At 75.1% G+C, this 5,791-nt stretch carries 7 protein-coding genes; 2 read left to right on the forward strand and 5 right to left on the reverse strand.

Translation table 11 applies throughout. From position 1 onward, the window contains the following. The 4 genes from AC51EU_RS26165 to miaA form a co-directional block, all read right to left on the reverse strand. A partial coding sequence (locus tag AC51EU_RS26165) for a RelA/SpoT family protein (protein WP_496269544.1) occupies positions 1-1,482 on the reverse strand: 1,482 nt, incomplete at its 3' end. 250 nt (positions 1,483-1,732) lie between these two features. Further along, positions 1,733-2,608 carry a diaminopimelate epimerase gene (dapF, locus tag AC51EU_RS26170; protein WP_496269545.1) on the reverse strand — a complete coding sequence of 292 codons (876 nt, stop codon included), beginning with the start codon at positions 2,606-2,608 and terminating at the stop codon, positions 1,733-1,735. Positions 2,609-2,673: 65 nt separating this feature from the next. Next, positions 2,674-3,216 (reverse strand): hypothetical protein, encoded by a 543-nt coding sequence (locus tag AC51EU_RS26175; protein WP_496269550.1) that lies wholly within the window; start codon positions 3,214-3,216, stop codon positions 2,674-2,676. Positions 3,217-3,322: 106 nt separating this feature from the next. Further along, entirely contained in the window at positions 3,323-4,261 is a 939-nt protein-coding gene (gene miaA / locus AC51EU_RS26180; RefSeq protein ID WP_496269546.1) for a tRNA (adenosine(37)-N6)-dimethylallyltransferase MiaA, read from the reverse strand. A gap of 256 nt (positions 4,262-4,517) precedes the next feature. Between miaA and AC51EU_RS26185 the strand changes: the two genes are divergently transcribed. Both AC51EU_RS26185 and AC51EU_RS26190 read left to right on the forward strand, forming a co-directional pair. Continuing rightward, a complete protein-coding gene (locus tag AC51EU_RS26185; RefSeq protein ID WP_496269547.1) occupies positions 4,518-4,757 on the forward strand; it encodes a hypothetical protein in 240 nt (79 codons plus the stop codon). A 24-nt stretch (positions 4,758-4,781) separates the two neighbouring features. Next, positions 4,782-5,075: an antitoxin gene (locus tag AC51EU_RS26190; RefSeq protein ID WP_496269548.1), complete on the forward strand. Its 294-nt coding sequence runs from the start codon at positions 4,782-4,784 to the stop codon at positions 5,073-5,075. A gap of 67 nt (positions 5,076-5,142) precedes the next feature. On the opposite strand, the gene AC51EU_RS26195 is transcribed toward AC51EU_RS26190, so the two are convergent. Next, positions 5,143-5,791, reverse strand: a 649-nt coding sequence (locus tag AC51EU_RS26195; RefSeq protein ID WP_496269549.1) for a class III extradiol ring-cleavage dioxygenase family protein, incomplete at its 5' end; no start/stop codon positions are given.

The raw sequence follows: 5,791 nt of genomic DNA on the forward strand, positions 1-5,791 counted from the left end.
CAGCAGATGGAGGCTGTCGCCGTCGCGCAGGACCGTGGCGAGGGTCGCCAGGCGGCCGTTGACGCGGGCGCCGATGCAGCGGTGCGCCGCCTCGCCGTGCCGTGCGTAGGCGGCGTCCACACAGCTCGCCCCGGCGGGGAGGCCGACGGTGGCGGCGGGTTCGTCGCCGGCGCACAGGACGGTGATCTCCCGGTCCTGGGCGAGGTCGTCGCGCAGGGAGGTCCAGAAGGTGTCCGGGTCGGGTGCGGTGCGCTGCCACTCCAGCAGCCGGGAGAGCCAGCCGGGGCGGGTGGGGTCGGCGCGTTCGCCCTCGGGCGCGTCGGCGCCGTCGGTGGGGGCGTACGGATTGCCGAGCGCGATCACCCCGGCCTCGGCGACCTTGTGCATCTGGTGGGTGCGGATCAGCGTCTCGGCGATCTCCCCGGTCCCGGTGGTCACCGCCGTGTGCAGGGACTGGTACAGGTTGAACTTGGGGGCGGCGATGAAGTCCTTGAACTCGGAGACGACGGGGGTGAAGCAGGTGTGCAGCTCCCCCAGGACGGCGTAGCAGTCGGCGTCCTCGGCGACCAGGACCAGCAGCCGCCCCAGGTCCGCGCCGGTCGGCTCGCGCCCGATCCGTACCCGGTGCACGGAGACGAGGTGGCGGGGGCGGACGAGGACGTCGGCGTCGATGCCGGCGTCGGCGAGCGTGACGCGGATGCGGGCGGCGAGGGCGGCGAGCGGGTCGGGCCGCCCGGCGGACTCCTCGACCAGGCGGCGGGTGGCGGCGTACTCCTCGGGGTGCAGCACCGCGAAGACCAGGTCCTCCAGCTCGGTCTTGAGCGCCTGCACACCGAGGCGTTCGGCGAGCGGGATCAGCACATCGCGGGTCACCCGGGCGATGCGGACCTGTTTTTCGGGGCGCATCACCCCGAGGGTGCGCATGTTGTGCAGCCGGTCGGCGAGTTTGATGGACATGACGCGGACGTCGTTGCCGGTGGCGACCAGCATCTTGCGGAAGGTCTCCGGTTCGGCGGCGGCGCCGTAGTCGACCTTCTCCAGTTTGGTCACCCCGTCGACGAGGTAGCAGACCTCGTCGCCGAAACCGGCACGGACCTGATCGAGCGTCACCTCCGTGTCCTCGACGGTGTCGTGGAGCAGGGAGGCCGTCAACGTCGTGGTCTCGGCGCCCAGTTCGGCGAGAATGAGGGTGACGGCGAGCGGGTGGGTGATGTAGGGCTCGCCGCTCTTGCGGAGCTGGCCGCGGTGCGAGGACTCGGCGAGGGCGTAGGCCCGGCTGAGGATGGACAGTTCGGCGTCCGGGTGGTGGGCACGGTGCACCTTGGCGACGTGCTCCAGGGCGTCGGGGAGCCCGTCGCGGAACGGGGGGCCGAGCAGCGCGGCACGTCCGATGCGGCGCAGTCCCCGCAGCTCCCACCGGGGGCGGGCCCTTCTGCGGGCCGCGCGGGCGGCTCCCTCGGGGTCAGTGGCCTCTGCGCTCATGGACACCTCCGGCAGCGTCGACCGGCGGTGGACGTGGCGTTCGGGCGTCCGGGCCGGGGCTTGGGCCTGTGGCGGGCGTCGCGTCGTCCGCCCGCGGCCGCGGGGCGGGCGCGGTGTCCGCAACAGCCCTTCGATGCTACCGAGCCCCTCACGCACCGTTGTCCGTCTCTCGCCCGGAGGGAAAGGGATCACCCGTTCGAGCGAATTGCCCGGTGGTGGCCGTGTCCTTCCCCGGCCCGGCGGGGCCCGGTCAGCCGAACGCCGCGGCGGCCCAGACGGGGTCGAGGACGCCCTCGGCCACGATCACGGCGGGCCCGGTCATCTCGACGGTGCCGTCGGGCAGTTCGGTGATCACCAGCCTGCCGCCGGGCACGTCGACGGTGTAGGTGACGGGCGTACCGGTCACCGCGGGGTCGGCGCCGTCCCGGCGGGCGGCGGCGACAGCGACCGCGCAGGCGCCGGTGCCGCAGGAGCGGGTCTCCCCCGCGCCGCGCTCGTGCACCCGCATCGCGACGTGGCGGGGGCCGCGGTCGGCGACGAACTCGATGTTGACGCCGTCGGGGTGGACGGCGGCCGGGCGGTAGGCGGGCTCCTCGTACAGCGTGCCCGCGTGGTCCAGGTCCTCGACGAAGGCGACGGCGTGCGGATTGCCCATGTTGACGTGGGTCGTGGGCCAGGTGCGGTCGCCGACGGTCACCTCGGCGCTCTCCTCGGGGAGCCGGGCGCGGCCCATCCCGACGGTGACGTCACCGCTCTTGGCGAGGTGGACCCGCCGCACCCCGGCGCGGGTGGCGATGTTCACGTCACCGGCCTCGACCAGCCCGGCGTGCAGCAGATAGCGCGCGAAGACGCGGACGCCGTTGCCGCACATCTCGGCGACGGAGCCGTCGCCGTTGCGGTAGTCCATGAACCATTCGGCCTCGTCGGCCATGGCCCGCGCCTCGGGGTGCGCGGCGGAACGGACCACGTGCAGCAGTCCGTCGCCGCCGAGTCCGGCCCGGCGGTCGCAGAGCGCGGCGACGGCGGTCGCGGGCAGATCGAGCCGCCCGTCGGGGTCGGGAAGGATCACGAAGTCGTTCTCGGTGCCGTGGCCCTTGAGGTAGGCGATACGCGCTGGGGTGCTCACGCCTGAATCCTACGGGGGCGGCGCCGGGACCCGCCGTCCGCCCGGAGAGCGCGGCCCCGCCCCCCTCAGCGCAGCCGGTCCACGCGCCAGATGGCGAGGGCGACCATCACCGCGACGACCGCGACGTAGATCATCACCACTCGCCAGTCGGCGCGCCGGCCGGAGCCGCGGCCGGGCAGGCCGGGCCAGGTGAGGCCGGCCCGGCGGGCGGCCATCATGCCCCAGCCCGCGGCGCAGCAGCACAGCAGCAGGCCGAGCATGGCGATGACGGCGCCGCCGTCGCCGCCGAACTCGAAGGCGAGGGGGAAGGCGAACATCAGTGAGCCGAGGGTGCCGAGCCCCACCACGGGGGCGAGCTGCCACAGGCGCAGCCTCCGGGGCGGGCGCAGTTCCCGGAAGGACTCGCCGCCCCCGGTGGCGGGCCGGTCCGCGTCGGGGCGGTCGGAGTCGTCCAGGGCGGCGGGCTCGGGGGCGTCCAGGGCGGGCTGGTTCTCCTGCCCGGCCTCCGGGTGGCCGGGGTGCGCGCGGGCGGCTTCCGCGTCCCGCGGTGCCTCCTCGGCCCGCTCCCGGTCCGGTTGCTGCGCCGTGTCGCGAGGGCCGGCCTCCATTGCCACGCGCCCTCCCCACTCAGACTGCACGCTCGATCGATGGTCGATGATGACACGCTCCCAGCAGCCCGGATGACGGCCGGAGCGTCCCGATGCCAGGACGTGATCAGGCTGTGACCGGTCGTTCGAGCAGGGCGAGGGCACGGGCGGGGAGTTCCGCCCGGTCGGCGGCGGCGCCGCTGAGCCAGCGCACCCGCGGATCGCGGCGGAACCACGAGTCCTGGCGGCGCGCGAAGCGCTTGGTGGCGCGTACGGTCTCGGCGCGCGCCTCCTCCTCGGTGCACTCGCCCGCCAGGTGGGCGAGCACCTGCTGGTAGCCGAGCGCCCGGGAGGCCGTACGGCCCTCGCGCAGGCCCTGTCCGGCCAGCTCCCGGACCTCGTCGACGAGCCCGTCCTCCCACATCCGGTCGACACGGCGGGCGATGCGGGCGTCGAGTTCGGGGCGTGCCACGTCGACGCCGATCTGCAGGCTGTCGTAGACGGACTCGTGACGCGGGAGGTTGGCGGTGAAGGGGCGGCCGGTGATCTCGATGACCTCCAGGGCGCGCACGATGCGGCGGCCGTTGCCCGGGAGGATGGCACGGGCGGCGTCCGGGTCGGCGGTGGCGAGCCGGGCGTGCAGCGCGCCGCTGCCGTGCTCGGCGAGTTCGGCCTCCAGGCGGGCGCGGACCACGGGGTCGGTGCCGGGGAACTCCAGGGCGTCGAGGGCGCCGCGTACGTACAGGCCGGAGCCGCCGACGAGGACGGGGGTGCGGCCCTCGGCGAGCAGCCGGTCGATCTCGGCGCGGGCCAGCCGCTGGTACTCGGCGACATTGGCGGCGCGGGTGACGTCCCAGATGTCGAGGAGGTGGTGGGGGACGCCGCCGCGCTCCTCGGGGGTGAGCTTGGCGGTGCCGATGTCCATGCCGCGGTAGAGCTGCATGGAGTCGGCGTTGACGACCTCGCCGCCCAGATGCCGGGCGAGCGCGACGCCCAGGTCGGACTTTCCGGCCGCCGTGGGGCCGACGACGGCGATGACCTTGGGGGCGGGGACTGCGGTGTTCACCCGGTCAGTCTCCCAAACATCGCGGCCGTCTCCCGAACGAGCGACGTGACGGGCCGCCCGCGGGGGTCGTTGCCTGTTGCGAGATCCCGTGTGCCGGTGCGCGACCGGCACCGGCGGACGGCGCAAGGGCACGTCCGGGCGGCGCGGGATCTCGGCCGCATCAGTAGGCTAGGGAGCAGAAATGGGCGCTTTTTCATGGTTTTCGCGGTTCGGTCGCCGGTCGGCGGCCCCGTCCGAGGAGACGGAGGCCACAGCGGTGACGGAGGAGGCCCCCGCGACCGGTGGTGACGCACCGGCCGCCGAGGCCGCCGTTCCGGCCCCCGCCACCGGGAAGGCCGCGCCGGCGGCCGCGGCCCCGGAGGCGGACACCCCGGCCCCCGCCGCCCCGGCACAGGCCGCGGACGGCGCGGAGGCGGCGGACGGTGCCGGAATCCCCCGGCAGCAGTCCTCGGACAAGGCCGCCGACAGCGAGGCCGGTGACGGCGCCCGCACCTGACGCGGCGACGAAGGAAGGTGGCCCATGGGACTGATGGACACGCTCAAGGCCAAGGCCGATCTCCTCAAGACCAAGGCCGGCGATTTCGCCCACCAGCACGGTGACAAGATCGAGTCCGGTCTGGAGAAGGCGGCGAAGGCCGTCGACGAGAAGACCAAGGGCAAGTACAGCGACCAGATCCGCACCGGCACGGGCAAGGCCAAGGACGCCCTGGGCCGCCTCTCGGAGAGCACCGGACACCCCCGGGAGACCGGTACCACCGAGCCCCCGGGGACGGCCCCGGGGACGGAACGGAAGGACGAGCCGGGCCCTCCGTGACCCGGCACCACCGGCCCCGGGGAGGGAGCGGCGGCCGTCGTGCCCGCCGCTCCCGCGCGCGAGGCGCCTACGACCAGGTCGCCACGAAGTACCCCACCCCGTAGGGCGCGGCGTCGTAGAGCAGCTTGCCGCCCAGCTGCGCGCCCTGGGCGGCGCCGGCCAGGACCTGCCAGCAGGCCCGGCCCGACGCCTTGAGCGCGAAGGCCAGCTCCTCGTCGAGAGCGGTGAGCGCGGCGGTGTCGGCGGCGCCCAGGGCGCGCGCCGCCTCGGCGTCGAAGGACTCGGCGCGCGGGTCGAGGTAGCCGGGGGCCTTCAGCGAGCGGCAGGCGCTGCCGTCGCCCATCACCAGCAGCGCCACCCGGGGCGCGGAGGCGGCGATCTCCCGGCCGACCGGCAGGCAGCGGTCGCGGGTGAGCGGTTCGCCGACGCCGAGGCCCTCGACGGTGGCGCCGGACGGCGCGGTCCGCGACAGCAGCCAGGCGCCGACGGACAGGGACGGCGGCAGCGGGCGCTCGGGCGTGGTCTCCGCCTCGCCCAGCCGCACCTCGACGTCGACGCCGAAGCCGCGGAAGGAACCCCTGGCGCCCTGCGGGTGCGGGCCGCGGCCGGCCTGTTCCGCCGGGCCGAGGACGACCAGCCGGTCGGGTCGGGCGGCGGCGAGCACGCCGACCGCGTCGAGGCAGGCGTCGCGCCGTCGTGCAGGGTCACCCGGGACA

It is taken from the genome of Candidatus Streptomyces philanthi, from assembly GCF_059553635.1.